The sequence below is a fragment of the Amphritea balenae genome (genome assembly GCF_003858655.1).
Classification (GTDB): domain Bacteria; phylum Pseudomonadota; class Gammaproteobacteria; order Pseudomonadales; family Balneatricaceae; genus Amphritea; species Amphritea balenae.
In genome coordinates, this window is record NZ_RQXV01000005.1 from 90,408 (window position 1) to 115,440 (window position 25,033).

At 47.3% G+C, this 25,033-nt stretch carries 27 protein-coding genes; 4 read left to right on the plus strand and 23 right to left on the minus strand.

All coding sequences use genetic code 11. The features are described from left to right. From rfbA to rfbB, 3 genes are read right to left on the minus strand one after another with little or no spacing between them, the layout of a single operon-like run. A complete protein-coding gene (gene rfbA / locus EHS89_RS10085) occupies window positions 1-873 on the minus strand; it encodes a glucose-1-phosphate thymidylyltransferase RfbA (RefSeq protein WP_124926029.1) in 873 nt (290 codons plus the stop codon). A 2-nt stretch (window positions 874-875) separates the two neighbouring features. Then, the gene (gene rfbD, locus EHS89_RS10090; RefSeq protein ID WP_124926030.1) at window positions 876-1,748 is read right to left on the minus strand and encodes a dTDP-4-dehydrorhamnose reductase; all 873 of its coding nucleotides are present in this window, start codon (window positions 1,746-1,748) and stop codon (window positions 876-878) included. Beyond that, entirely contained in the window at window positions 1,745-2,797 is a 1,053-nt protein-coding gene (gene rfbB / locus EHS89_RS10095) for a dTDP-glucose 4,6-dehydratase (protein ID WP_124926031.1), read from the minus strand. The genes rfbD and rfbB overlap by 4 nt, the downstream gene beginning before the upstream one ends. Before the next feature lie 156 nt (window positions 2,798-2,953). On the opposite strand from rfbB, the gene mnmC reads away from it, so the two are divergent. Together mnmC and EHS89_RS10105 are read left to right on the plus strand one after the other, a co-directional pair. Next, window positions 2,954-4,987 (plus strand): bifunctional tRNA (5-methylaminomethyl-2-thiouridine)(34)-methyltransferase MnmC2/FAD-dependent 5-carboxymethylaminomethyl-2-thiouridine(34) oxidoreductase MnmC1, encoded by a 2,034-nt coding sequence (gene mnmC, locus EHS89_RS10100; protein WP_124926032.1) that lies wholly within the window; start codon window positions 2,954-2,956, stop codon window positions 4,985-4,987. A 117-nt stretch (window positions 4,988-5,104) separates the two neighbouring features. Beyond that, window positions 5,105-5,695 (plus strand): CBS domain-containing protein, encoded by a 591-nt coding sequence (locus tag EHS89_RS10105; protein WP_170167472.1) that lies wholly within the window; start codon window positions 5,105-5,107, stop codon window positions 5,693-5,695. 38 nt (window positions 5,696-5,733) lie between these two features. Here EHS89_RS10105 and EHS89_RS10110 read toward each other — a convergent pair whose 3' ends face one another. The 14 genes from EHS89_RS10110 to ccmA form a co-directional block, all read right to left on the minus strand. Beyond that, window positions 5,734-6,393, minus strand: a complete 660-nt coding sequence (locus tag EHS89_RS10110) for a DUF4126 domain-containing protein (RefSeq protein WP_124926034.1) — start codon at window positions 6,391-6,393, stop codon at window positions 5,734-5,736. Between the two features lie 38 nt (window positions 6,394-6,431). Continuing rightward, window positions 6,432-6,644, minus strand: a complete 213-nt coding sequence (locus EHS89_RS10115) for a YheU family protein (protein WP_124926035.1) — start codon at window positions 6,642-6,644, stop codon at window positions 6,432-6,434. A 70-nt stretch (window positions 6,645-6,714) separates the two neighbouring features. Continuing rightward, window positions 6,715-7,284, minus strand: coding sequence for a transglycosylase SLT domain-containing protein (locus EHS89_RS10120; RefSeq protein WP_124926036.1), 570 nt, complete (start codon window positions 7,282-7,284; stop codon window positions 6,715-6,717). A gap of 33 nt (window positions 7,285-7,317) precedes the next feature. Beyond that, window positions 7,318-9,348: an NAD-dependent DNA ligase LigA gene (gene ligA / locus EHS89_RS10125; RefSeq protein WP_124926037.1), complete on the minus strand. Its 2,031-nt coding sequence runs from the start codon at window positions 9,346-9,348 to the stop codon at window positions 7,318-7,320. Window positions 9,349-9,362: 14 nt separating this feature from the next. After that, window positions 9,363-11,111 (minus strand): cell division protein ZipA, encoded by a 1,749-nt coding sequence (zipA, locus tag EHS89_RS10130; protein ID WP_124926038.1) that lies wholly within the window; start codon window positions 11,109-11,111, stop codon window positions 9,363-9,365. A gap of 63 nt (window positions 11,112-11,174) precedes the next feature. Then, window positions 11,175-12,428 (minus strand): c-type cytochrome biogenesis protein CcmI, encoded by a 1,254-nt coding sequence (gene ccmI / locus EHS89_RS10135; protein ID WP_124926039.1) that lies wholly within the window; start codon window positions 12,426-12,428, stop codon window positions 11,175-11,177. Further along, window positions 12,425-12,898 (minus strand): cytochrome c-type biogenesis protein, encoded by a 474-nt coding sequence (locus EHS89_RS10140; protein ID WP_124926040.1) that lies wholly within the window; start codon window positions 12,896-12,898, stop codon window positions 12,425-12,427. Before EHS89_RS10140 ends, ccmI begins: the two co-directional genes overlap by 4 nt. Then, window positions 12,898-13,428: a DsbE family thiol:disulfide interchange protein gene (locus EHS89_RS10145; RefSeq protein ID WP_124926041.1), complete on the minus strand. Its 531-nt coding sequence runs from the start codon at window positions 13,426-13,428 to the stop codon at window positions 12,898-12,900. Before EHS89_RS10145 ends, EHS89_RS10140 begins: the two co-directional genes overlap by 1 nt. A gap of 15 nt (window positions 13,429-13,443) precedes the next feature. Then, window positions 13,444-15,405: a heme lyase CcmF/NrfE family subunit gene (locus tag EHS89_RS10150; RefSeq protein WP_124926042.1), complete on the minus strand. Its 1,962-nt coding sequence runs from the start codon at window positions 15,403-15,405 to the stop codon at window positions 13,444-13,446. Then, a complete protein-coding gene (gene ccmE, locus EHS89_RS10155) occupies window positions 15,402-15,869 on the minus strand; it encodes a cytochrome c maturation protein CcmE (RefSeq protein ID WP_124926043.1) in 468 nt (155 codons plus the stop codon). Before ccmE ends, EHS89_RS10150 begins: the two co-directional genes overlap by 4 nt. Beyond that, window positions 15,866-16,045, minus strand: a complete 180-nt coding sequence (gene ccmD, locus EHS89_RS10160; protein ID WP_124926044.1) for a heme exporter protein CcmD — start codon at window positions 16,043-16,045, stop codon at window positions 15,866-15,868. Before ccmD ends, ccmE begins: the two co-directional genes overlap by 4 nt. Window positions 16,046-16,055: 10 nt before the next feature. Next, window positions 16,056-16,808: a heme ABC transporter permease gene (locus EHS89_RS10165; protein ID WP_124926045.1), complete on the minus strand. Its 753-nt coding sequence runs from the start codon at window positions 16,806-16,808 to the stop codon at window positions 16,056-16,058. A gap of 18 nt (window positions 16,809-16,826) precedes the next feature. Next, entirely contained in the window at window positions 16,827-17,543 is a 717-nt protein-coding gene (ccmB, locus tag EHS89_RS10170; protein WP_124926046.1) for a heme exporter protein CcmB, read from the minus strand. An 8-nt stretch (window positions 17,544-17,551) separates the two neighbouring features. Continuing rightward, window positions 17,552-18,190: a cytochrome c biogenesis heme-transporting ATPase CcmA gene (ccmA, locus tag EHS89_RS10175; RefSeq protein WP_124926047.1), complete on the minus strand. Its 639-nt coding sequence runs from the start codon at window positions 18,188-18,190 to the stop codon at window positions 17,552-17,554. Window positions 18,191-18,395: 205 nt separating this feature from the next. Here ccmA and fliK point away from each other — a divergent pair, with 205 nt between their 5' ends. Then, a complete protein-coding gene (fliK, locus tag EHS89_RS10180) occupies window positions 18,396-19,883 on the plus strand; it encodes a flagellar hook-length control protein FliK (RefSeq protein ID WP_124926048.1) in 1,488 nt (495 codons plus the stop codon). Window positions 19,884-19,901: 18 nt separating this feature from the next. After that, entirely contained in the window at window positions 19,902-20,177 is a 276-nt protein-coding gene (locus EHS89_RS10185; RefSeq protein WP_124926049.1) for an EscU/YscU/HrcU family type III secretion system export apparatus switch protein, read from the plus strand. A 12-nt stretch (window positions 20,178-20,189) separates the two neighbouring features. On the opposite strand, the gene EHS89_RS10190 is transcribed toward EHS89_RS10185, so the two are convergent. The 6 genes from EHS89_RS10190 to EHS89_RS10220 are packed head-to-tail and all read right to left on the minus strand — an operon-like array spanning window position 20,190 to window position 25,007. Next, window positions 20,190-20,579 (minus strand): DUF2802 domain-containing protein, encoded by a 390-nt coding sequence (locus EHS89_RS10190; protein ID WP_124926050.1) that lies wholly within the window; start codon window positions 20,577-20,579, stop codon window positions 20,190-20,192. Between the two features lie 47 nt (window positions 20,580-20,626). Next, window positions 20,627-21,427, minus strand: coding sequence for a hypothetical protein (locus EHS89_RS21245; protein WP_188885264.1), 801 nt, complete (start codon window positions 21,425-21,427; stop codon window positions 20,627-20,629). Beyond that, entirely contained in the window at window positions 21,424-22,200 is a 777-nt protein-coding gene (locus tag EHS89_RS10205) for a ParA family protein (RefSeq protein ID WP_124926052.1), read from the minus strand. The genes EHS89_RS21245 and EHS89_RS10205 overlap by 4 nt, the downstream gene beginning before the upstream one ends. After that, a complete protein-coding gene (locus EHS89_RS10210; protein ID WP_124926053.1) occupies window positions 22,200-23,180 on the minus strand; it encodes a flagellar motor protein MotB in 981 nt (326 codons plus the stop codon). The genes EHS89_RS10205 and EHS89_RS10210 overlap by 1 nt, the downstream gene beginning before the upstream one ends. Window position 23,181: 1 nt before the next feature. Further along, window positions 23,182-23,931, minus strand: coding sequence for a flagellar motor protein (locus EHS89_RS10215; RefSeq protein ID WP_124926054.1), 750 nt, complete (start codon window positions 23,929-23,931; stop codon window positions 23,182-23,184). Beyond that, entirely contained in the window at window positions 23,928-25,007 is a 1,080-nt protein-coding gene (locus tag EHS89_RS10220) for a protein-glutamate methylesterase/protein-glutamine glutaminase (protein ID WP_124926055.1), read from the minus strand. Before EHS89_RS10220 ends, EHS89_RS10215 begins: the two co-directional genes overlap by 4 nt. Between the last annotated feature and the right edge of the window lie 26 nt (window positions 25,008-25,033).

Sequence of the window (25,033 nt, forward strand, 5' to 3'; positions counted from 1 at the left end):
TTATTTTGTGCTTTTCGCTAGTTTCATCAAATATTCACCATAGCTATTTTTTTTGAGTTTATCTGCTTCAACCAATAGTTGATCTTTATTTATGAACCCCATTCGGAACGCAATTTCCTCAAGACAGGCAATTTTTAAACCCTGCCGTTTCTCAAGAGTTTCGATAAAACTGGCCGCATCCTGCAGCGAGTCAATAGTTCCTGTATCCAGCCAGGCAAAACCACGACCTAACAGCTCTACATTCAGATCTCCTCTTTCAAGATAGGCCTGGTTCACTGTTGTAATTTCCAACTCACCCCGGTCTGAAGGCTTTACTTTTTTGGCAATTTCTACGACGTCGTTGTCATAGAAGTAAAGACCTGTCACTGCAAAATCAGATTTTGGAGTGGCTGGTTTTTCTTCAATAGAGACCGCTCTCTGATCATCATTAAATTCAACCACACCAAAACGTTCAGGATCAGTCACCTGATAACCAAATACAGTTGCCCCTTCTCCCCTTGCCGCTGCCGCTTGAAGAAGCTTACTCAACCCTTGCCCATAATAGATGTTATCACCCAGTACCAGGCAAACGTTATCATCGCCAATAAAATCTTCACCAATAATAAAGGCTTGTGCCAGACCATCAGGGTTTGGCTGAACAGCGTAGCTAAGATTAATACCCCACTGGTCACCTTCTCCCATAAGTCGTTTAAAGCCATCAATATCTTCAGGTGTAGTAATAACCAAAACATCCTTAATCCCTGCCAACATAAGAATAGAGAGTGGGTAGTAAATCATTGGTTTATCATAAACAGGTAAGAGTTGTTTCGATATACCACGAGTTATAGGGTACAAGCGAGTGCCGGATCCTCCGGCCAGGATAATGCCTTTCATAATTATTTCTCCAGATATTCATTTAGCGTCAACTCAAGTTGACTCTGCCAGGTTGGAAGTTGAATACTAAGAGCCTGCTCCAACTTACACACAGCAAGTCTTGAGTTAAGCGGTCTGGTTGCAATCGTTGGATAATCTACTGTAAGAACAGGACACACTTTTTCTGGGTTAATAGTAAGCTTAACGCCTGCTTCTTTAGCTTTACTGAAGATCAAAGCTGCGAAGCCACACCAGCTTACTTCACCTTTTGGTGATAAATGATAAAGCCCTTTCACTAACCGACTATGTATAGCCAGTGAAGTTATCTGAGCTATCAGACGTGCAGGTGTTGGTGCTCCTATCTGATCCGCAACAATATTCAGTTCAGACTTATTTTCAGCCAACCTAAACATTGTTTTCATAAAATTATTGCCACGAGCACTGTAGACCCAACTTGTTCGAAATATAAGATAGTCAGCACCACTATTCTCGATAGCCTGATCACCAGCAAGTTTGGTTTTACCATAATAGTTCTTAGGCCCCGGAGGACTTTCTTCATGCCAAGGTTGTTCTCCATTCCCTGGATACACGTAATCACTACTGTAATGAATTAGACGAGCGTCATTCTTCGCTGCATAATCGGCTAATTGTGCCGGCAAGCCTGAATTAAGGCGTTCACTGTCTTTTTGCTTTTCTTCTGCAGCGTCTACGGCTGTCCATGCAGCTGCATTTACAATTATATCCGGCTTGTTTTCTGCTAAATAACCACTAACAGCCTCTTCGCCCATCAAGTCCAATTTATTACGATCTGGTGATAAAACAGAACCTAATGCTGCTAACGTCCGCTGAAGTTCAAAGCCCACCTGACCACTTCCACCTAAAAGCAAGATGTTCATTGAGCCACACCCAATCGCTCCCGCTGGTAGCTACCATCCTGTACCCTTTGACACCAATCGATATTATTCAGATACCACTCCACTGTTTGACGTATACCTGTTTCAAAGGACTCTTCCGGAACCCAGCCCAGCTCTTTCTGAATTTTACTTGCATCTATTGCGTATCGCAGATCATGTCCCGGGCGATCTTCAACATATGTAATCAGGTCAGAATACCTTTTAGATTGCGGACGAAGCTCCTGAAGAATATCGCAAACAGTCTGAACTACTTCGATATTCATTTTTTCGTTATGCCCACCGATGTTATAGGTTTCTCCCGGAGCTCCTTCTGTAACAACTTTATATAGCGCCCGGACATGGTCTTCTACATACAGCCAGTCTCTAACCTGCTCACCCGTTCCATATACAGGTAATGATTTATTATCCAAAGCATTCAGGATTATCAATGGAATCAGCTTTTCCGGAAAATGGTATGGCCCATAATTATTTGAACAATTTGTAATTAAAGTAGGTAAACCATAGGTTCTCATCCAGGCTCGCACCAGATGATCAGAACTCGCTTTGCTCGCAGAATATGGTGAGCTGGGAGCATATGGCGTTGTTTCTGTAAAAAGCTCATCAGGCCCCCCCAGATCACCATACACTTCATCCGTTGATATATGATGAAATCGAAAACCAGCCTGTTTCTTTTCAGATAAACTGCTCCAGTATTTCCGGGCGACTTCAAGTAATGTATAAGTCCCTACTATATTCGTTTGAATAAAATCAGTTGGCCCATCGATAGAGCGGTCGACATGACTTTCCGCTGCTAAGTGCATGACGACATCCGGCTTATATTTTACAAACAATTTCTCTAACTTCGCACTATTACAAATATCAACCAACTCAAAATTGTATCGTTCACTAGCCTCTATAGACGATAAGGATTCCAGGTTGCCCGCATAGGTCAGCTTATCTACATTTACTACACTATTTTCTGTATTTTCAATAATATAGCGAACAACCGCTGAGCCTATAAAACCAGCACCACCTGTAATCAAAAACTTCATTCATCTCACCTTTAAAATTTTTTACTACAATCTGACTATCAACCAGCTACCATACTAACTCGTTTCATGTAGTGTAAGCACAGATCTAGTGTAATACATATATTACCCCTCTCAATCTCAGTATAATTTCATATAAATCCATCAATTATCACCACTATGACTAACTTAAAATGGGAATTCGATACTCCCATCTCTCCTCAGTTCGATGACTACTACTTCTCATCAGATGATGGCTTAGCTGAGTCCGAGTATGTCTATATCCAGGGCAACAACCTACAAGAGTGCTTTCATTCCTTAACTAGCCCAAGCTTTACCATTGCTGAAACGGGCTTTGGTACTGGCCTTAACTTCCTGACAACCTGGCAGCTATGGAAAAATTCGGCAACTGCCGACAAGACTCTTCATTTCATCAGTGTTGAAAAATACCCTATTAGCAAACAAGATCTTACCAGAGCACTTTCAGCCTGGCCGCAGCTTAAAGACGAGGCTGATCAGCTATTAGAAAAATACCCTCAACTCACCCCAGGCTTTCATAAGCTTACCTTTGATAGCGGGCAAGTAGAGCTGACCTTAATGCTGGGTGACGTGATAGATTGTTATAATCAATTAACCGTTAAAGCTGATTCATGGTTCTTAGATGGCTTCGCACCAGCCAAGAACCCGGACATGTGGACACCCGAGCTGTTTCAGCTAATGGCACGACTTAGTAAACCTGATACCACCTTTGCGACATTTACCTGTGCCCGAGTCGTCAGAGACGGGCTTAAGCAGGCAGGATTCAACATCCAGAAAAGAACGGGCTTTGGACTTAAGCGCGAGATGCTCTATGGGTCATTCACATGCACACCGGATAAAGCGACAGAACAAACAGTGACTTCTAAAAAAGACCATAAGGTGGATCTCGCCTGGTTTCGCCTTCCAGAAAAACATTCAGGCCCCAAGACAGCGCTCATCATTGGCGCTGGTATCGCCGGCTGCTCAACCGCCCGATCACTGGCTGAACGTGGTTGGCAGGTGACGTTAATCGATCGTCGACCGGAGATCGCGTCTGAAGGCTCAGGTAATCGCCAAGGGGCGCTGTATGCCAAGCTACCGGTCGAGCCAATTCCAGCTAGCCGCTTCCATCTGTCTGGTTTTCTCTTTAGCAGCCAATATTTGAAACAACACTTATCTGATGCTACAGATATCTGGTCACCTTGTGGACTTCTGCAAATTGCCTGCAGCGATAAAGAAAAGCAAAAACACAAAAAGCTTGCCGATTCTGACAACTACCCTGCTACGGTGGTGCGGTATGTCGATCAACAAGAAGCATCAGAGATTGCAGGCACAGCTGTTTCAAATTGCGGACTATTTTTCCCCGATGCCGGCTGGGTTACGCCACCTTTATTCTGCAAATGGTTGGTAGATCACCCCAACATCAGCATAAAAACTGATACTGAGATCACTCAACTAAGCCACATTCAAGACAATAGCCAATGCCAGTGGCAAGCGGAGTCCGCTGATAAACAACAATTTACTGCTGCAATAGCTGTTGTGGCATCCGCTGCTGAAAGCACTTTGTTTGAACAACTTAAGCATCTACCTACTCAGAAAATTCGCGGTCAGGTTTCATTGACCGAATCAAGCAGTGCTATTGATGAGACCGAAGCCAATATTCAGTTAGAATGCGACCTTAAAACCGTGTTATGCGGCGAAGGCTATATTTCGCCGCCAAAACAGGGGCAATACTGTTTTGGCGCTACGTTTGATCTTAAAGATGAAGCCTCCGATATTCGTGAATCCGGGCATCAGCACAACCTGACTAAGGTTAGCGAAATGGCTCCTGAAATAGGCGATAAGTTATCTGGCTACCATAGTAATACTGGTTTGACTGGCCGGGTCGGTTTCCGCTGCGCTTCACCTGATAAATTACCCATTATTGGCCCCGTTCCGGTCTATGATCAATTTTGTACTGACTATGCAGCACTGCGCCATGATGCAAAAATAAAGATCAATACAACTCCAACACATCACAATGGCTTGTTTGCCAATCTTGCACACGGATCAAAAGGGCTAATCAGTGGTCCAATTAGTGGTGAAATCATTGCAGCAATGTTAGAAGGCGAACCTCTTCCTCTTGAAAAAGAGCTAATAGAAAAGCTAAATCCTGCACGATTTATTATCAAGAATCTGATCCGTCGGACGATATAATACCAATAGATTCTATAGGGTTAGTGATATACAGATATGGCATTAGTTATTTACGATCAGGGATATCGTATTAAAACTCCCGTCAAGACATTGTTTACTCCAGGCGGAGTAGAACAGATGTCGAAACCTGCACATACGGCAGAGGCTGGAACCGAACAAGATCATGACAAGGATACGGTCAACCAGTTACTTGGTAAAGATTCCGGTTCATCCAGTCAGGGCCGTGCGCGTCAGGCCGCATCCGCTTACCAGAAAACTGGCGGAAGCAACCCTGTGCTTGAGCAACCCCGCTCCTATATTCCAGCGTCACTCATCATGTCTCATCCGGTCCAGTCGGTGTTACAGGGAACTAAAATTCAGGCAGCCCTGTACAAGATGAAACAGTTTGATATCAGCCATCTATTGGTACTCTCTAACTCAGGACGAATGATGGGGATTGTGACGGAGAAACTACTGCTTCAATATTTAAGTTCACAGGGTATTCAACCTCACTCTGTTGAAGACACCATTGAAGCCTGCTATTCAAATAAAGTGGTGACGGCAACACCGGATACCAATATCCGTCAACTTGCGGTGAGCTGCGTAGAAAATCAGCTTAGCTGTATCCCGATAGTACAAGAGAATGGCAACCTGACCGGTATCATCACCCGAACAGATCTGTTGCAGTCGTTGATTAACAATGAATGGCTGGACAGCCGCTCGCTCTGATTACACAGTCATATCGATTTACAAAGCACTAGTGTCAGCTAGTGCTTATTACCAGGTAGCGCCTTATCAGATTTAAGATCGATAGGGTCACTCTGTTTGCCGAACAGCCCTGCCAGAAAAGCGAATACTTTTTTCACGCCGCGCCAGATCTTCGGTAGCAACCAAACCACCAATGCAATAAACAGAGCCAAGCCAATTAGAAATGCGATTGGATAGTTGAGCGCAGCCCAAAGACCACCCACCACAGCAATATCCTCAGTCACCGATGCGGTCCAGTTTGTCACAGGCTCAGGCGAGGTGTTAATCATCACCCTACCACCCGCTTTCAAAGCATGGCTGGTAGCTGAAAGCGAACCACCGACTAATGCGGCAGCCAGCACTACCGCTTCATTCATATCACCGACAGCCCCTGCTGCCAGCGCAGCACCCGCGGGAATACGAATAAAGGTATGCAGGGTATCCCAGCCGGTATCAACACCTGGAATTTTATCTGCAAAGAACTCTACACAGTACATAAAGCCCGCCGCCATCAGCACCATGGGATCTCCCACGATATCAAGCCCGGCAGGTAATTCCAGATGCCCCATATTGGACATCAGGCCCAGCATAAGAATGGTGGCATACAGGTTAATACCACTGGCCCATCCCACGCCCATGGTCAGAGCAATAATAGCTGAAACTTGTTCTAACTGATCCATAACAATACCCTCTGGCAACTATAGATAAATTGCTGCCTTTACAAACTGTTACGGGATACTATATTGCAATGGCCTGTACTCTGGCTGAACAAAATTACAGCTTCACCCGTACGTAATAGATGTCTAACCTGCTCAACTTTCGTCTCCAGTCCCATCTCGATATCACCATAATCAGTACCATCGCGGGTCACATATTCTTCGAGCATACAGGTTAGCGTGTCCGCTTGTAGTTCATGCCAGGGGATGATCATTTAATCTTATGTCCCACTCTTTACTTTCAGGCTTAATTAACAAGCCTAGTCAATTCAACCAATAAGCTCATTACCAGGGCCAACGGAAAAAACTACCCGCTCGTTCCCTGATATTTGGACAGTATTTGAGGTCAGCCCGATACTGACGTGCCAGCTTATCTACAGCTTCACCCTGACGTTCTAATAATAGATTAGGGTAGTATTCCAGTCGATAGTATCCACCATGGCCAATCCGTGAAGCGATATAGAGTTGACCTGCCTGATCCATCGTCAGCACATTTCTATCGGTAGCCGTTTCTGCATGCCAGCCGATAAAATCTAATGCGGTCTCTATCTCTGATACCGAACCAGACCAGTTTTCACTCGCCAGACGGTACTCTTCCCAGTCACTATTGACCGGACGAATATATTCGGCAGCATCGGTGCCTATAGGCATATTCAGCTCAGCCAGAGAGATATGAATAGGCACTCCCCAGCGGTTTTCTGTATCTACCGCCGCATCGAGCCAGTCATTATGTTGATACAGAGCCCTGCAGAAAGGGTTATCCGGTGTGATCAAAAAGTCCGGCAGTACAGGCTTTGCTGTACTACAACCTTGTAGCATCGATATTAAACATAAGGTTACTACTGGAAATTTCATCGCCTGATATTCTCCCTAACTCAGTTGCTGTAATCAGCCACCAAATTCTGTGAGCAGCTCCAGTAACTGTGATTCATCCATTACCGGTATATCCAACTCTTCGGCTTTCTGTAGTTTAGAGCCTGCCCCCGGGCCTGCCACAACAGTATGGGTATTTTTTGATACACTACCGGCTACTTTAGCACCCAGTGCCTGCAACTGCTTCTTAGCCTCACTACGGGCCATCTGTTCTAAGGTTCCGGTTAATACCCAGGTCTGTCCCGCAAGAGGTTGCTGATCTACTTTAACCTCAACATCAGACCAGTGTACACCTTCAGCTCTCAAAGCATCGATAACTTCAACGTTATGCACCTGATGTATAAAGCTAACAATGTAGCGGGCTACGATCGGGCCTACATCCGAAGCTTGCTGTAACTCCTCTTCACTAGCGGCGAGAATCGCTTCAAGTGAACCGAAATGCAATGCCAGTGTTCTGGCTGTAGCTTCGCCTACTTCACGGATACCCAGCGCATAGATAAAATTTGCCAGCTCAGTTGCTTTACTGGTCTCGATACTCTGTAACAGTTTTGCTGCAGACTTATCCCCCATGCGTTCCATACTGGCAAGCTGCCGGTGATGTAACCGATAAAGATCCGCAGGGCTATGCACCAACTCTTTTTCAACTAAAGCATCTATCAGCTTTTCACCCAGACCATCAATATCCATCGCCTTACGGGATACATAATGCTTAAGCGCTTCCTTTCGCTGAGCAGCACAACTTAAACCGCCCGAACAGCGTGCTACCGCCTCATCTTCAATACGTACCACTTCGGAATCACATACCGGGCACAGAGCCGGCAACTGAACCGGCTCGGTGTTTTCAGGCCGTCGTTCAGTAACCACCGAAACAACCTGAGGAATAACATCACCGGCACGCCGAATGATAACGCTATCACCGGCTCTCACACCTAAACGTTCGACTTCATCCATATTATGCAGAGTTGCGTTGCTAACAGTTACGCCACCCACAAACACCGGTTCAAGCCTTGCGACCGGCGTAACAGCGCCGGTGCGGCCTACCTGGAACTCAATCGCATTAACGGTAGTTAACTCTTCCTGCGCAGGGAATTTGTGCGCAATAGCCCAGCGCGGTGCTCGGGAAACAAAGCCCAGTCGTTGCTGAAGCTGAGTAGCATTAACTTTAAAAACAATGCCATCTATCTCATAGTCTAACTGATTACGCAGCTCTGCCAGTTGATCGTAATACTTCAGACAACCCTCAACACCTTCGACCACTGCCATTTCTACATTGATCTTAAGCCCCCAGGTAGCCAGAGTATGTAATATTTCAGCATGGCTATCTGGTAACTCGCCGCCACTGACTACGCCTACAGAGTAACAGCACATTTCTAACTGCCTTTCTGCTGTAACTTTAGAATCGAGTTGACGCAAGCTGCCTGCTGCGGCATTCCGTGGATTCACGAACGGCTTTTCATCGCGTTTAATAGCCAGCTCATTTAACTTATCAAAGCCGCGTTTCGGCATATAAATTTCGCCACGCACTTCCAAGCGCTGTGGATAACCCTGCCCCATCAACCGCAATGGAATAGAGGGAATGGTCCTGACATTATGCGTGATATCTTCGCCTGTACTGCCATCCCCCCGGGTTGCCCCTCTGACCAGGATGCCTTTTTCATACATCAGACTGACCGCAATACCATCCAGCTTAGGCTCACAAGCAAACGCGAGCGACTCACTGTCTGAAATATTGAGTCTGTCCCGGACCCGCTTATCAAAACCACGCATATCATCCGCATCAAAAGCATTATCCAGCGACAGCATCGGCATTTCATGCTTAACCTGATTGAATGCCGCTAACGGTTTGTCTCCAACACGTTGCGTCGGAGAGTCTGTACTAACCAACTCAGGATATTGCTGTTCTAACTGTTTCAGCTGTTGAAAAATACGATCGTATTCAGCATCAGGTACCGTAGGATTATCCAGTACATAGTATTCATGGTTATAGTGACGTAATTGATCGCGCAGCTGTTCTAACAGCTGCGGCACAGAGGTTTCAGAGTTCATAGTTGGGTGGGAACTTAGGCAGTGGTGGACTGTTTTAGTTTACGCATTTCAAAACGACGAATACGTTCACGGTAATGTTCTTTAGTCTGGCTACGCATAGTCGAACGGTTTTCGTCCAGAAGGTCACCATGCAGATTTTTTGCTACCGCTTCAGCGGTCGCCAGCATACATTCATAGGCATTCATCACATCACGGGGTTCTTCCATCGACATAAAGAAAGTGACTCCGCGGGTTTCCAGCGTGTCCATAGTATCAATATCAAAGAAACCAGGCTCCATCGCATTGGTCATGCTAAACTGGATCGCCCCCTGATCAAGACCATCTTCATAACGGTGGAAAATTTTCATATCACCGTAGCGCATACCGCAAGCCAGCAATATCTGAAGTAAACTACGTCCCGAAAAACTATTATCATTTTCCGGCGCCACAACGGAGATAACCAGTACCTTATCCGCTTCTGGAATTTTTTGTAGCGATTGCCCCTGAATACCAGCGGAGGTCTCTTCAGACAGAGGTTTAGACTTTGGTTCAGTTTCCGGTTCTGAAAAGGACGACTTCTCAGGTTTAACATCGGACAGGACTAAATCATCAACAGGCTCATTATAGTGATCATGAGGATCGGCATAGAGCTCAGGTGTAATCAGCTCAACTTCATCACTTTGTTTGCCTGAAGCCTCCTGCTCAGATACCTCGTCTGCCAGCGTAAAGAATGGCTCGTGCTTTTCATCACGCCCTTGTATCGGCAACTCTTGTTCAGCTAATTTCTGGTCGAGAAGCTCCATCATCTCTTGTTGAGGCTCTGCTGCAGTTTTAGCAGTCGGACGCATTAATTCGGTAACCGGACGGGTCAGGTCAAGATCAGGTTCATCATCCTCAATGACCTTCTCATTCGCATTAGACAGTTGAAAACCATCAGGCAATGATGCGATCAGATCATCATCTTCGTCATGCTCCAGTTCCGCTTCAGTCTCAGAGTGGAGCTCTGGAATCAGCTGACCCTGAGACTCAGGTTCGAATTCTACAGGCGCATCCAGATTCTGATCGGTGACTGATACTTCTGCTTCGTCGGCTGCTGCATATAGTTCTGGCTCTGGCTCTGGCTCTGGCTCTGGTTCTGGCTCTGGCTCTGGCTCTGGCTCTGGCTCTGGCTCTGGCTCTGGCTCTGGCTCTGGCTCTGGCTCTGGCTCTGGCTCTGGCTCTGGCTCTGGCTCTGGCTTAACAATAGTCTTCTCAACCACCGGCATTTCAACAGTCTCAGAAGTATCCTGTTCGCTTTCGACAATGGACAACTCAGGATCAGTCACAATGCGTACAGCAGAAACCCCATCGCTATCCAGCTCGTCAAAAGAGGGTCCATCATGATGGGGAGGAAAGCTATCAAGGGGCTCAAACAACGGATCACGTTCTTCAGAGGGTGGAGTTTCTGAAGTAGTATCTTTCTGCTTTGAGTGACTCGCAGCCTGATTAGCGGCCCTGGCGACACTCAAGACTGGCTCATCATTACCAGGCAGCCCATCATCACTATCAAAAGCAGGCTCATGCCGTTCACTTACGACAGGATTACCATCACGATCAAGGACACGGGCTCCACCGCCCGGCAACTCGGGATTAAAATTTTCTTCTGGCAGATCTTCAAATGACTTATCAATATTCATTTTCAGATTATTGCCACTGCCACGCATCCTGCGCCAGCCATCAAGAAAAATCAGAACGACGACTACCGCACCACCGATAATCAGCCATTCACGTAAGCCTAATTCCATTGCCAGATGCTGCCCTTTATCTGTTTGTAATAACGATACCTAAAACGCTTCCCAATCAGGTCGTTATTCAACAACCTGATCGATAGATAGCTCTAATATATCAACTTGCCCCTGAACAGCAACAGAAGAAATTGTACCACTAAGATCACCAGCTACAGGACGGGGTTCACCGGAGGTCGAAACACGTGCAATCACCTCGACTTTATCTGCCGATGACAAGCGCGCTTCAGGGGACATTGCCAGACTATCATCCAGTGTTACTGCCGCCGGCAGATCAGCTACCGTCAGACGAACGGCTGCCAGTGGCATTCTCCCACCTACAGGACGAGCAAAGATAAATACCGGCTGATCGGCCGTCACTTTATCTTTTAACGATGGATCAAGATTGACCATTAGCTGGATACTAGCCTCTGCTAATTCCGGCATATCCGGCACAGACTCACCCGCAGCCAGCAACTTGTCTCTTGCAGAACGCATACCCGCTTTAAGTGAATCAGCCTGTTCGCCACTGGCGTTTATTAAACCCTTACCCCAGAATTCAAGTGCACTCCGGTAATCGGACCGCTCATAAGCTTCTATGCCTAACAGACCCAACGCTGTAATTTCAAACTCTTCACGGGCCAGTGTTTTTGCTACTTCTGCACGTATCTGATCGGTCATCTGGCCCTGATTAGCAAAGAACAATGCCTGCGCATATTGCCCGTTTACACCGGCGTACTGTTCTGCCTCTTCAGGCAGGTATTTTAGTGCATTAGCATAGCCTTCAGCCGCACCAGTATAATCTTGCATTCCCATCAGCGTATTCGCCAGCAGATACCAGCCTTCTGCATTTTCAGGTTCCTGCACTAGCCTGTTCTTAAGTTCAGCGACCGCCTCTTCAATCGTTGGCTTTTGCCCATTGAACGGATCAGCAGGTTGATTCAGCGCTTGCTGAAGTTCCTGTGAGTGACCATATTTACCATACACCGCCAGCCCCAAAACCGGCATCAAAAGCGCCAGTAACAATGCAATCACCACCGCCTGGCGGGTTATCTTAAGCTTGGCTTTACTGGTCTGCTCCGTATCATCAACATCCTGCAGCAGGTTTTTTTCAAGCTCTAGCTTTAAAGATTCGAAGTTTTCTTTATCCAGGTTGCCAGCAGAAAACTCCTGCTCAAGCTCCAGCAACCGCTCCTGATAAATCGAGATATTCAGGCTGCTTCGATCAATTTCAGGCTCAACGTTCGCCTGTTGCTGACTCGCCCGGTAAACAGGAAATAATACAAAGGCAATTGCCAACAAAGACAATAGTGCAATTCCTAGCCATAACGCGGTCATTTATCCTGATCCTGTTTCAATAGGTGATCTAAACGTTGCTTTTCCTGCTCACTGAGTCCAGTCGCAGAATCTTTCTTATTACCCGATTTTCGCTTCCCACTTACGACCAATACAACAACGATACCCAGAATAAGCAGCGCTGCCGGTCCATACCAAAGCAGGTAAGTCTGGGCAGACATCCGTGGACGGTATAAAACGAACTCACCGTAGCGGGTCACCATGAAGTCGACAATCTGATCGTCATCCGCACCTGTTTCAAGCATTCGGTGTAGCTCAAACCTCAGATCTTCTGCGATCGGCGAATTTGAGTCCGCAATATTCTGATTCTGACACTTAGGGCAACGAAGCTCCGCAGCCAGTACCTGAAACCTTGCCCGGTTTGCTTCATCGCTAAACTCATAAGTATCAATAGCGCTATAACTCACACTACTGATACATAGCAATAAAACCGCAAAACAATAGCGCAGCATCAGTTCACCTCCAGCTGCTGCATTTTTTCTTTCAGCTGCGCCCAGACCCGTTCATCCACTGCACCAATATGCTTATAACGAATAACGCCCTGTGCATCTAACAGATAGGTTTCCGGCGCGCCATAGACACCCAGATCCAGCCCTAGCTTACCTTCCGGATCAAAGATATTCAGAGCATAAGGGTCCAGGTATTTTTCTAACCAGATCTTTGCCTTAGCCCGGTCATCTTTATAGTTAATACCATAAATCACGACACCTTCATCCTGAGCAATACGGTTTAACTGTGCATGCTCCTGTTTACAGGTCGGACACCAGGTGGCCCACACATTTAACAGTGCAGGTCGTCCCTTCAGATCTTCCTGAGTCAGAAACCGCTGCTCGTTATAAAGAGAAGTAAGGCTAAATTCCGGCACTGGCTTATCTAATAATGGCGATGGAATAGACTGGGTATCTTTACCAATACCATTCCAAAGAAACAACCCAAGAGCGATACATAAAAACAGAGGTAACAGAACAATTAATCGACGCATCAGAATACCTTAACTTCAGGCCGCCGCCCGGGCAGCTTCCCGGCGGGCCTGTTTACGATAACGGGGATCAGTTGCAGCCAACAGGCCACCAAAGGTCATAAACAAGGATCCCAGCCATAGCCAACGCACAAAGGGCTTATGCTGAACCCGCACAGCCCAGGCACCACCTTCAAGCGGCTCACCCAATGCGACATAAAGATCCCTGAATAATCCCGGATCAATTGCCGCTTCAGTCATGACATTACCACGGGCGGGATAGAAACGTTTTTCAGGATGTAGCTCGCCATAGGCTTCGCCTTTATAGAGCACCCGAATTACCCCCATATCAGAGCTATAATTCGGCCCCTGTACTTTCTTTGCCCCATCAAAGACAAACTGATATTCACTAAAATTCAGCACATCACCCGGCGCCATCCGCAGGTCACGTTCTTCGTTATAGATGCTAACCATTAATGCGCCAACGATGATAACGGCCAGACCAGCATGTGCCAGCACCATACCGTAGTAACTACGGGACAGGCTCATTGCACCTTTTAACAAACCACTACGACCAGAAACCTTATTAAGGAAGTCCCTGAGTCCACTGAATACAACCCAGAACACCAAGACCATGATACCGGCAACCGTCAGGGTAAATTCTGCCGCGTAGAAGTACTGGAAAGCCAGTCCGGCAATAATACTTATGACTGCAGGTAACCAAAGCTGCTTTAACAAAAAGCTAACACTGGTATCACGCCAGCGGGATATTGCACCAATACCCAGGACTCCGGCCAGCATCAGCACTAGCGGAATGAAAAGGGAGTTAAAGTATGGTGGCCCAACAGATATTTTACCCCAACCCATAGCATCAACAATCAATGGGTAAATAGTACCCAATAGCACCATCATGGTTGCGACGACTAACAATATATTGTTAATCAGTAGCAGGCTTTCACGGGATAGCAGGGCAAAACTGGATTCACTTTTCACATTCACGGCTTTCACAGCGTAAAGAATCAGTGATCCGCCCACAGTGATCGCCAGCAATGCAAGAATAAAGTACCCCCGGTCAGGATCAGATGCGAAAGCATGTACCGAGGTCAGTACGCCTGAACGCACCAGGAAAGTTCCCAGCAGACTCAACGAGAAGGCAAATATTGCCAATAGTACTGTCCAGCTTTTAAATACGCCACGTTTCTCAGTCACTGCAAGAGAGTGAACCAGCGCTGTACCTACCAGCCAGGGCATAAACGATGCGTTCTCTACCGGATCCCAAAACCACCAGCCGCCCCAGCCAAGCTCGTAATACGCCCACCAGCTACCTAAAGCGATACCCAGGGTCAGAAATGCCCAGGCAACATTAGTCCAGGGGCGCGACCAGCGAGACCATGCCGAATCAAGTCGACCAGTTAACAGTGCAGCAATAGCAAAGGCAAAGGCAACCGAGAAGCCCACATACCCCATATACAACATAGGCGGATGAATTATCAGTCCAATGTCCTGTAACAGAGGGTTAAGGTCCCCTCCCTCGGCTGGAAAGTTTGGCAGGTGACGATCAAACGGGCTCGATGTCATCAGTGTAAACAGAATAAATCCAACACCCACAATACCCATCACCCCCAGCACTCTGGAGATAATCTCAGGGGGTAGATCCTTACTCTTCATCGCAACGGCAACGGTCCAGCCACCCAGAATAACAACCCAAAGCAGAAGTGATCCTTCATGGCCGCCCCAGATAGCACTGACCTTATAAAACCATGGCAGTGCGGTATTGGAGTTACTGGCTACGTAAACAACCGAAAAGTCATCTACAACAAAGCTGTAACCCAGGCAAAGGATACTGACTGCCAGAAAGAAAAATTTACCCACCGCCAATGGCCGGGCATAACTCATTAGCAGCGCATTATTATTTGAAGCACCGACCATTGGTACAATGGCCAGCAGCAGCGACATACAAAACGCCAGAATCAGCGCATATTGACCCAGTTCAGGAATCATTGCTGACCGGCCTCCTTAGCTCGTATCTGTTCAGGCATCTGCCCGGCTCTTTCAAGCGCATCGGCAACTTCCGGCGGCATGTAGTTCTCATCATGCTTAGCCAGCACTTCCACCGCTTCAAAAACACCCTCACTATTCATCTGACCCTGCGCCACTATACCTTGCCCTTCACGGAACAGATCAGGCAGGATGCCGTTGTAAACAACGGTGACATTATTCGCATAATCGGTCATACCAAACTCAACCTGCAAACTCTGTTGGTCGCGATTCACACTGCCTTCTACAACCATGCCTCCGGCACGAATTCGGGTGCCCTCAGGCGCCTTACCTTCAACGATATCCGTTGGCGAATAGAACAGGTTTATATTCTGATTTAGCGCATACATCACCAGTCCCACCGCAATAGCTGCGCCAAAGACAATGAAAAGCACGATGATTAATCGCTGTTTACGTTTCGGATTCATGAGGCCTGTTTCTCCCTGCGCAGTCGACGTGCCTGCTCGGTAAAGATCTGACGTTTCTGCATCAGTGGGTTAACAATATTCAGTACGATGACAACCAGTGCAATGGCATAACTCAGCCAGACATAGAGGCCATGCCCACCCATGTCTATAAACTCGGCAAATGTTTCAAAACTCACAATACAACCCTCAACCAGAAATCAGCTCACGAACCCAGCTGCTACGACGCTCACGCTGGATAATTTCATTACGAAGCCGAAGCATCATAACGACCGCAAAGAAACAGTAGAAACCTATGACCATGACCAATAAGGGCAACCACATCTCCATGGCCATTGCCGGTCGTTCGGTCAGTGTAAAGGTGGCTGGCTGGTGCAGAGTGTTCCACCAGTCAACGGAATATTTAATAATCGGGATATTTACCAGCCCTACCAGCGCCAGTACGGCCGTTGCCTGAGCTGCGGTCTGTTCACTTTCAATGGCAGAGTTAAGCGCAATTACACCCAGATAAAGGAACAGCAAAATCAGCATGGAGGTCAGTCGTGCATCCCAGACCCACCAGGCTCCCCAGGTCGGCTTACCCCAAATGGCACCTGTAGCCAGTGCCAGAATGGCGATAGAAGCGCCAATTGGTGCACAAGCTTTTGCCACCATATCCGCTACTTTCATCTTCCAGATCAGGCCTATCGCACCCGCAACCGCCATCATCATATAACAGGACTGCGCCAGAATTGCCGATGGCACATGGATATAAATAATACGGAAGCTGTTACCCTGTTGATAATCTGCCGGAGCATATATCAGAGCCCATGCCGTACCACCCACCAACAGAATCAACGCAGCGACAGCGAAGATTGGTAGCAATTTTCCGGTAATCTGATAACACCAGCGCGGCGAAGCTAACTGATAAAACCAACGCGGCATCCACTTCTTTTCAGCCATTATTCAACCTTATGGGACTTACCCACTTACACTTATTCTTAACGCTGCACTGATAGCCAGTGGCGCCATTATCAACCCTAATGCCAGCATCGCACCCAGAATTGCCATATAGCCTCCTACTGGCAATCCGGTCAACGCAGCTTGTATCGATGCTGTACCAAAAATCAGAACCGGTATATACAGCGGTAACACGAGTAACGAAATCAACACACCGCCTTTTCTCAACCCAACGGTCAGTGCCGCACCTATCGCTCCTACTAGACTCAGGGTTGGGGTGCCTAACAGTAGACTTAAAACCAACCCGGACATTCCGTCAGCAGGTAAAAACAACATCACACCCAGCAGCGGCGCCATCAGCGTCAATGGCAATCCGGTCAGCATCCAGTGTGCCAGCACTTTTGCCAGCACCACCATAAACAGCGGCTGAGGGCTTAACAGCAGTTGTTCAAGGGTGCCGTCCTCAAAATCAGATCGAAACAAACTGTCCATCGACAGCAGTGTTGCCAGTAACGCAGCCACCCAGACAACACCCGGAGCAACTTCGGCTAAAAAAACCGAATCCGGGCTTACACCCAGAGGAAACAAAGTTGCAACCATAAGGAAGAAGATCAGGGGATTGATCAGATCGCTCTTGCGCCGATAAGAGAGCAATAAATCTCTTTTTAAAGCCCCCCAAAAAGGGCCGTCGACCTTAAGATCACGCACTGCAATTTTCTCTGCCGGATGGTTAGTCATGATATCACTCAAGAAGTTCCCGCCAATTGATCAAGATTAACCCGGCGAATCAGATCGCCCATCGCCAGTTCGTGGTGAGTTGTTAACAGGACGGTCCCCCCCTGTTCAGCATGCTCGGCGATTAAGGCTTCATTTTGTGCCACACCTTTTTTATCTATCGCGGTAAAAGGCTCATCCAGAATCCATAATGGCGCATTACTCATATACAACCGGGCCAGACTTACACGCCGGTTTTGTCCAGCAGAAAGGGTATGACAAGGCACATCTTCATAACCGGTCAGGCCTACTTTTGCCAAAGCATAATCCAATTTACTCAGATCTATTGTCGGATGCATAGCAGCAAACCAACGCAGGTTCTCTTCCGGGGTCAGTACGGCTTTTACTCCCGGCTGATGGCCAAAATAAAGCAATGATTCCCGAAACGCCTCAGCACAACTATGAATTGGCACGTCCTGCCAGTAGATATCACCTTCATAATGACGAGACAGACCACTGAGAATGCGTAACAGCGTCGTTTTACCGCTACCGTTTTGCCCCTCAATCTGTACCACTTCACCCTCATTCACGTCGAAACTTAGCTGATCGAACAAAATACGATCATCTCGTTCACAGAACAGATTTTCAATTTTCAGTCTTGGAGTGGACAACAGAACAACCTCAAACAAACGAAAGGGGTGATTCAGGCTATATTTTTATCAATATCTGCCGAAAGCAAGGCATTATATACAAAATAATCAGCCATGGTGCATAGCTGAGTCAAAAGAACTAGGCCGCACCATTAAAACTGTAGGAAATCACGTCGTGCTTAACCCGCTAAGCATACAGAGTCTACAAACCAGCGCAGGCAAAACATTGTCCGCGGCTGAACTCGTACGCGCTTTGCCACTTAATACCCCGACTCCGATTACCGTACAACAAAGCACCGCAAATCCGGCTCAGGCACAGCAGTTCAAACTACAGGTTCAACTCAATAGCCAGCTATATCAACTCAATAGCAATCAACCTTTACCGCCGGGCAGTAGTGCCACTCTTACCCGTACCGCCGCAGGCCAGCTCATCCTCAGTAGCGCCACACTAGCGACTACACAAGGCAACCTTCAGTTCCAAACGATTAACCAGCCTGCGACCACCCAAACCAAACCTATTCAACAAAGCCTTGCAACCACACAGTCTGGTAACAGCCAGACAATCGCACCTGACCTAAAGCCGATCGTGCAGATCAGTGGTCAGCGTCAACAAGGCCAGCAATCTCAAGGAGAGTCACTACCCAGACCTGCCCCGGTACTTGCATCGCTAGCCCAGCGGCTACCTGCAGACCTAAGCCGGTTGCTACCGGTAAACCGACCGGTATTAGCCAACATAAGCATGTCCGCCAGTACTAATAGCCAACAGAATACAGCGGCAGCATCAATAAATGGCCGTTCACTGACTCTCAACCTTAGCCAGCCACTGCCCTTTGACGGCAAAGCGTTACTACTTCGCCTACCGGGTGGCGAGATACAGATACAAGCGGTCACCTCGCCGGTCCAAAATCAGGGGCTACAGCAAAGCATTAACGATGCGCTGAGATACACATTACCTACACAACAACCGGTTGCCGACAGTTTAGTCAAACTGCAACAGCTAAATTTGTCTGCAGGGGGAGAAAAAAGCCCGATTAATAGTATTTTAAGCTCACTCATTAATCTGTTTGGTGTAACACCATCCAACACCCCAGACAGCCAGGCTAGTATTCGGGGTAACCTGTTAAATGGCGGCCTTTTTACTGAGAGTAAACTCGCCAGCCCACAAGGCTCTGTCAGCAACGAGCTCAAACAACAATTAGGTCAGCTGTTACAACAGGCCGATCGGCTCCCGGAACAGCCTCGTCAACAATTACAAGATCTGGTTAAAGGACTACTCAACCGGGTTACCAGCCATCAGCTTGAAAGCATCCAGAATACAAAAGTAAGTAGTGATGGTGGCATTGAACGATTTTTTGCCCTGGACCTGCCCATACGTCATGGTCAACAGCTCGATAATGTCGAATTGAAAATATCTGAACACCGGCAACAGTTAAGCGAATATGAGTGGCAAAGCCTGTGGAAAGTCAGATTACATTTTGATCTTGATAAACAAGGCACTATCGATGCAGAACTGGTATTGGAGCAAGAGCATAGGATCACCGCCCACTTCTGGTGTAGCCACTCAGAAACAGCAACGGAGCTTAATCAGCAGCTACCCGATTTTAATCAGCAGTTACACAAAAATGGCTACTTTATTGATGCACTCAACTGCAGCGAAGGTCAGGCGCCTAAACCGGCCAATAAAGTTGAGCAGCTAATTGATGTTGTCACCTAAAGAGGTAAAGGCGGAGTTATGATTAAAAAGACAGAACCTTATGAGAAAGCGGTCGCTCTGAACTATGACCACCAGGGCGCCCCCAGAGTAACCGCTAAAGGACAAGGTTTAATCGCTGAACAAATTATTCGCCTGGCCCATGAAAATGATGTTCATATCCATGAAAGCCCGGAACTGGTAGAAGTTTTGTTACGACTGGAATTAGGGGATGAAATACCTGAAAGTCTATATCGGGCAATTGCTGAGGTTATCGCCTTCACTTACAGACTAAAAAATGAACCCAGCAGTGACTGATAACCAGGGAACCTAACTACGTTCCGGGGCTGCAACTTCTTTATGCAGCAGAGCCATTAACTCGGCTTCCGGCCGGCCAATACCACAGTTCTTCACCAGATCATCCACATCAGCACCCATCTCCATCAATCTGGCGGCCTGATTGTAGGCAAGCACACCCGGATCTCTGTTCGCCATTTCCTGCTGTTTTTCAGCGGTGATATTTAACTGGTTTTCCACATCCATCAAGCGATGCCCCATACCGATAGAGCTACTGGTTAGCGCCTGAATTTCATTGCGCAGAACATTAATAAGCGCTTCATACTGGCGCTGATGTTGTTGGAGTTTTTTTTGCGCATGTACAGCGTATCCAATTGCTATCAAAGCGATCACTGCCACTACGACCAGTGCTAACCAGATCATGTTGATTCCTTTTTAGTTCGTCTAAGCCTAATCACGGCAAAGACAATTCAGGCCATTTCAGGCGCATTATCCAGGCTTTGCAGCAATGCTGGTATATTTACCACAGCACACTGAAACTTCATACAGGTTCCCAGCAACCAGGGACGATTCTTAGGATTATTATTCCATGTAATCTGGCTCTCTTCTATTACCTGAGACCCTTCCATCGAATCAATAGCCAAGGCTTTATTGCTATCACGAAGTTTTACGATTTGCTCATAACCAGCCAAATCATGTTCGTAACGCTCAGGGATAATCCATAAACCGGTATCGATGACCAGATTATTCAGCCCACCATCTTCATAACTTCCTAACACCCAATCCGCTCCACCACTAATATCCAGGCTTAGCGCGTTCAGATATCGCGCTCCCTGAAGATACTTGATTGGCAAGGCTAGTTTTATACCATGCATCTTTACGATCAGGCATTTCAAAGGCTCGACTACCGGCGCTTGATTTAGCTCGGGTTCTGGCTCTGGCTCTGGCTCTGGCTCTGGCTCTGGCTCTGGCTCTGGCTCTGGCTCTGGCTCTGGCTCTGGCTCTGGCTCTGGCTCTGGCTGAATAGCTTCAATTTCGTCTTCGGGCAGGTCCAGCGTTATTTCCAGATCTTCAAGATCAAACTCTTCAATATCCGGCCCGGTTTTAGGTAGTTCTGCTGCACTTAAAGGGGTTTCAATCACCGTTTCAGTATTGGCACTAGCATCGGCCAGGGCAGCTTCAACACTATAATCCTCAGCCTTATTTGCTAAAAGATTATCGAGATAATCTTTAACAAGCTGCTGCTGTCGATTCAATATCTGCTCACTCATCGTCTGCCTCGCTCCGCCAGGCCACGTAGAATCCTGATATATGCCTGAACACCCGGACTACTTAAGTCCATCTCTGAGGGTGTAATACCCTGAGCACTGGCCGTAATAAACTTGCTATCGACCGGCACAACGGCAGTCGACATGTTTTCAGCAAAACGCTGATGTAGCTCTCGGAGACAATTTACCGAGGCCGGTATCGTACGATCGTAGAACGTTGGAATCAGGGTATAAGTCAGCTGGCGTTTTCGAGCCCTGTTGATCATTTTTATTGTCCGCAGCATCCTCTCCAGCCCCTTTAACGCAAGAAACTCCGTCTGCACCGGCACTAACAAATGACCACAGGCAGCCAACGCATTGATCATTAACACCCCCAATACTGGCGGGCTATCAATTACCACATAATCATACCGGTCTTTTACCAGGCGTAATGCCTTAGCTATTTGCAGGCCCATACCCTCCTGGCCAACCGCCTTACGTTCAAGCGTTGCGATCGAAGTCGTCGCCGGAATGATATCAATCTGAGGGTTTGATGTCGGCATTAACAATAGCTCAACCATCTTCATATCAAGCTCAGAATCCGGTTGAAAAAGATCATAAACACTATGTTCCAGCTCATCAGGGTCATACCTGAAATAGCTGGTCATTGAACCATGAGGATCAAGATCCACCACCAGCACACGCTGACCCGCGTCCGCCAGTAACCCTGCCAGGGCAACAGTCGTTGTCGTCTTACCCACACCACCTTTTTGATTCGCAACAGCCCATACCTGCATTATTCAGGCGTCCCCTCTGTCAGTGGCATAAAGTTTTCCGCATTTCTTAATGTATTAACATCGACCGGCTGAGTCTGATCTTTACGTTGAAATACAATACTGCCATCTTCTTTTTCAACAGACTCTATAACCGATTCTGGCAAACTGGTTTCAGTTAGAATACCACTTACCGCATCTTCACTGACCTGTTCACTACCAAATGCTGAGACAACGCGCTGAGTTTTCCGATCCCGGGTAACTACAATAACGATGCGACGATTCACCATTCGACCTACTTCAGAGCCGTTATCAGACTTAGGCTGATATTCACCGAAACCCACTGCAGCCATACGTTGAGGCGGCACACCATTCATTTCTAATATACGGACAATACCCGCAGCACGTGCTGCAGACAACTCCCAGTTAGATGGAAACTGATCAGTGGATATAAACTGATTATCCGTGTATCCCTCGACATGGATCGGATTATCATATTGCTTAAGAATTCTAGCGATCCGCTCAAACACGGGGTCAGATGTTATTGCTGGTAACGCACCACCTTCCGGATAAAGCAGGTTGGCACCTAACTCTAACGCAACCCACAGATTATTACTCTGCACGGCCACATGCCCATTGCTGATCAGTTTTTTGAACTGAACATTCATCTGCTCACCAATATCGTTGAGCACAGCACTATTTTCAGGCCTCGGTGGCACAATAGTGACTGTTGGTACATTACTGTCGGCTTCGCCGCCCCGGTAAACACCAATACCCGCAGGATCGGTTTCAGTCTCACCGTCTATCGGTCGCTCTGCATCACCTTCAGGGCCTGAAAAAACACCCGACAAAGATTCAGCAACCTGCTTGTACTTCTCTTCATTTACCGAGGATATTGCATACATTACAACGAAAAAAGCAAACAGCAGAGTGATGAAATCAGCATAGGACACGACCCATCTTTGCGAATGGAGATCCGTTTCTTCAACCCGACGTCTGGGCATCTCAGCGCCCCTGTTCCAGGTATCCCTGTAAGCGCAGCTGAATAATTCGTGGGTTTTGCCCTTCAGCTATAGACAGCAATCCTTCCAGCATCATTTCCTGATAATAAAAACGTTGCAATACCATACTGCGAATCTTACTCGCGACAGGTAAGAAAAGCAGATTCGCAAACGCCACACCATAAATAGTAGCCACAAAAGCCGTGGCTATTCCCGCACCTAAACTCGCGGGATTGGCCAGGTTACTCATCACATGCACTAAGCCCAGAACGGCACCAATAATTCCCATGGTTGGTGCATACCCACCCATGCTTTCCATCACCTTAGCGGCCTGAAGATCACGGTGTTCGCGGCTGATCAATTCAGTTTCAAGGGTGGCGCGAATAACATCAGGCGAACGTCCATCTACCAACAGTTGCAGTCCGTTTTTAACAAAGCCGTCTTCATGATCTTTGATATCATCTTCTAACGCTAACAGACCTTTACGTCGTGCCACCACGCACCAGCTTACTATCTGGTTAATACCTTCCATAAAATCAACCTGTGGCCGTCCAAATACAGCTAACGCAAGCCTGAACGATCGACCCAGTTCTTCAGAGGTTGATTGTACAAAGACCGCAGCCATAGTGCCGCCCAGCACGATAAGCAAAGCAGGAAGATTGAACAACTCCTCTATCGATCCTCCTTCCAGGTAATTTCCACCTACTACGGCTGTCACCGCCAGCAATATACCACTCAGACTAATCAGGTTCATTTGGACCACCGCCCAAGAATATTTTTTAACTCTTGCAAACCCAGCACCTCATCAGCAAGACCTGCTGTGATTACCGCTTTCGGCATACCAAAAATAGTACAGCTGGCCTGATCCTGTGCCCAGACAGTCGCACCCACTTTTTTGAGAACCCGGGCACCATCACAACCATCGGACCCCATACCTGTCAGCACCAGACCAAACGCATGGTTGCCATAGGCTTTTGCAACCGATGCAAAGGTAAGATCAACAGAAGGCTTATAATTAATACGATCATCACTTTCTCTAACTTTTAAGCGCTTAGGATCACCGGGATCGAGTATCATCTGCTGACCACCCGGCGCCAGATAAGCATGACCTGGCATAAGGTGATCACCATCTTCTGCTTCTTTTACCTGAATCTGACAAAGGTCGTTCAAACGCTTGGCAAACACCGAAGTAAAGGTTTTAGGCATATGCTGGGTAAGCAATATCGGAGCAGGAAAGTCCGCTTTCATCTCCGGTAAAATTTCCTGCAACGCTGCAGGGCCGCCGGTGGAGGAGCCAATTGTCAAAATCCGACAATCGGGTTTAACAACTTTTTTGGTATAACTTTGATGACGTGAAAGAGCAACGGTTGCCGTCTTTGCCTTGCTGTAAGCATTATCCGCTGACACTACTGAGCGCAGAGAGCAGGCTGCTTTCTTACTGCCCAACGCCAGGACCTTATCTGTTAACAATGCGCCTGTTTTTTCTGCTTGAGCCACCCAAAGCCGGGCATCTTTCTCCATATAATCGGCCGCACCACACTCTAGCGCTTCCAGAGTAGTCACCGCACTTCGCCGGGTCAGAGAAGATAACATCAGCACCTGACAGGGCGCTTTAATCATTATCTGTTTTAGCGCAGTAATGCCATCCATCTCTGGCATTTCAACATCCATGGTTACAACATCCGGATGCAACCGTTGAACTTTTTCAACCGCTTCAACACCATTTTTTGCCACATCGATCACTTCGATGCCCGGATGAGATTTCAAAATCAGACTTATTCGATTTCGAAAAAAAACTGAGTCATCAACAATTAAGACCCGAACTGGCATAGCGCCCTCCAGGGTAGTATTAACAA

What these genes read in the sequence shown, in the direction of transcription:
- EHS89_RS10210 (WP_124926053.1), bottom strand. Translation starts at nt 23,180, where the DNA reads ATGCCCAGACGTCGGGTTGAAGAAACGGATCTCCATTCGCAAAGATGG.
- EHS89_RS10105 (WP_170167472.1), top strand. Translation starts at nt 5,105, where the DNA reads ATGTCGAAACCTGCACATACGGCAGAGGCTGGAACCGAACAAGATCAT.
- EHS89_RS10185 (WP_124926049.1), top strand. Translation starts at nt 19,902, where the DNA reads ATGATTAAAAAGACAGAACCTTATGAGAAAGCGGTCGCTCTGAACTAT.
- ccmI (WP_124926039.1), bottom strand. Translation starts at nt 12,428, where the DNA reads ATGACCGCGTTATGGCTAGGAATTGCACTATTGTCTTTGTTGGCAATT.
- EHS89_RS10190 (WP_124926050.1), bottom strand. Translation starts at nt 20,579, where the DNA reads ATGATCTGGTTAGCACTGGTCGTAGTGGCAGTGATCGCTTTGATAGCA.
- rfbD (WP_124926030.1), bottom strand. Translation starts at nt 1,748, where the DNA reads ATGAACATCTTGCTTTTAGGTGGAAGTGGTCAGGTGGGCTTTGAACTT.
- EHS89_RS10215 (WP_124926054.1), bottom strand. Translation starts at nt 23,931, where the DNA reads ATGAACCTGATTAGTCTGAGTGGTATATTGCTGGCGGTGACAGCCGTA.
- zipA (WP_124926038.1), bottom strand. Translation starts at nt 11,111, where the DNA reads ATGGAATTAGGCTTACGTGAATGGCTGATTATCGGTGGTGCGGTAGTC.
- EHS89_RS10115 (WP_124926035.1), bottom strand. Translation starts at nt 6,644, where the DNA reads ATGATCATCCCCTGGCATGAACTACAAGCGGACACGCTAACCTGTATG.
- EHS89_RS10220 (WP_124926055.1), bottom strand. Translation starts at nt 25,007, where the DNA reads ATGCCAGTTCGGGTCTTAATTGTTGATGACTCAGTTTTTTTTCGAAAT.
- EHS89_RS10145 (WP_124926041.1), bottom strand. Translation starts at nt 13,428, where the DNA reads ATGCGTCGATTAATTGTTCTGTTACCTCTGTTTTTATGTATCGCTCTT.
- EHS89_RS10150 (WP_124926042.1), bottom strand. Translation starts at nt 15,405, where the DNA reads ATGATTCCTGAACTGGGTCAATATGCGCTGATTCTGGCGTTTTGTATG.
- EHS89_RS10140 (WP_124926040.1), bottom strand. Translation starts at nt 12,898, where the DNA reads ATGCTGCGCTATTGTTTTGCGGTTTTATTGCTATGTATCAGTAGTGTG.
- EHS89_RS10205 (WP_124926052.1), bottom strand. Translation starts at nt 22,200, where the DNA reads ATGCAGGTATGGGCTGTTGCGAATCAAAAAGGTGGTGTGGGTAAGACG.
- EHS89_RS10110 (WP_124926034.1), bottom strand. Translation starts at nt 6,393, where the DNA reads ATGGATCAGTTAGAACAAGTTTCAGCTATTATTGCTCTGACCATGGGC.
- mnmC (WP_124926032.1), top strand. Translation starts at nt 2,954, where the DNA reads ATGACTAACTTAAAATGGGAATTCGATACTCCCATCTCTCCTCAGTTC.
- EHS89_RS10120 (WP_124926036.1), bottom strand. Translation starts at nt 7,284, where the DNA reads ATGAAATTTCCAGTAGTAACCTTATGTTTAATATCGATGCTACAAGGT.
- EHS89_RS10165 (WP_124926045.1), bottom strand. Translation starts at nt 16,808, where the DNA reads ATGGCTGAAAAGAAGTGGATGCCGCGTTGGTTTTATCAGTTAGCTTCG.
- ccmE (WP_124926043.1), bottom strand. Translation starts at nt 15,869, where the DNA reads ATGAATCCGAAACGTAAACAGCGATTAATCATCGTGCTTTTCATTGTC.
- EHS89_RS21245 (WP_188885264.1), bottom strand. Translation starts at nt 21,427, where the DNA reads ATGAGTGAGCAGATATTGAATCGACAGCAGCAGCTTGTTAAAGATTAT.
- rfbB (WP_124926031.1), bottom strand. Translation starts at nt 2,797, where the DNA reads ATGAAGTTTTTGATTACAGGTGGTGCTGGTTTTATAGGCTCAGCGGTT.
- rfbA (WP_124926029.1), bottom strand. Translation starts at nt 873, where the DNA reads ATGAAAGGCATTATCCTGGCCGGAGGATCCGGCACTCGCTTGTACCCT.
- ccmB (WP_124926046.1), bottom strand. Translation starts at nt 17,543, where the DNA reads ATGACTAACCATCCGGCAGAGAAAATTGCAGTGCGTGATCTTAAGGTC.
- ligA (WP_124926037.1), bottom strand. Translation starts at nt 9,348, where the DNA reads ATGAACTCTGAAACCTCTGTGCCGCAGCTGTTAGAACAGCTGCGCGAT.